At 64.9% G+C, this 572-nt stretch carries 1 protein-coding gene and 1 pseudogene; both read left to right on the top strand.

What is annotated here, in order from left to right; translation table 11 throughout:
* Positions 1-297, top strand: a 297-nt coding sequence (locus MLGJGCBP_RS24105; protein WP_236581196.1) for a LuxR C-terminal-related transcriptional regulator, incomplete at its 5' end; no start/stop codon positions are given.
* Between the two features lie 59 nt (positions 298-356).
* A pseudogene (locus tag MLGJGCBP_RS24100) lies at positions 357-572 on the top strand (ATP-binding protein); the annotation flags it as partial.

The following is a 572-nucleotide window of genomic DNA, read 5'->3' as shown; positions in this document are numbered from 1 at the left end:
GGTGTGGTGGCGACCACCGATTGGGCGGCCGCGATCGACGGCGATCCGAACCTGTTGGACGTCGACCTGAGCCCGAGACAGCGAGAGGTTCTGGCCCTCTACGCATCCGGGGAGAAGGCCGCTCGGGTGGCCTCCCTCACGGGCCTCGCGCAGGAGACTGTGAACGATTACCTCGGCCGGATCCGTCAGAAGTACGCTGAGGCGGGCCGACCTGCACCAACGAAGACCGATCTGTATAAACGCGCGCTGGAGGACGGATGGCTACCGATACCTCAACGACGCCGACGCAAACACTAGCGCCCGCTCCGCATGCCGCTGCCCATGCATCTGTCAGCACCGCCGATCAGATCTTGCGCATGTTCGCACGCTTCATCGGCGCCGGGTACCTGTTCTACCTCCTTCTGCTTGTCGCCGACGTGCGGAGCTTGACCGATGTGATGGCGGGATGGTGGACACCGCTCGCGTTGGTGCTGTTCTTCGGGCCGGGATTGGCCTTGGGCGTGGCATCGTTCGCGTTCAGCGGGCCGCGGCTGAGACTGTTGGCGAACCTGACGGCGGTCACCTACCCCCTT

This window comes from Rhodococcus sp. T7, from assembly GCF_009872365.1.
Classification (GTDB): domain Bacteria; phylum Actinomycetota; class Actinomycetes; order Mycobacteriales; family Mycobacteriaceae; genus Rhodococcus_F.
This window is presented reverse-complemented; position numbering and strand designations above follow the sequence as displayed.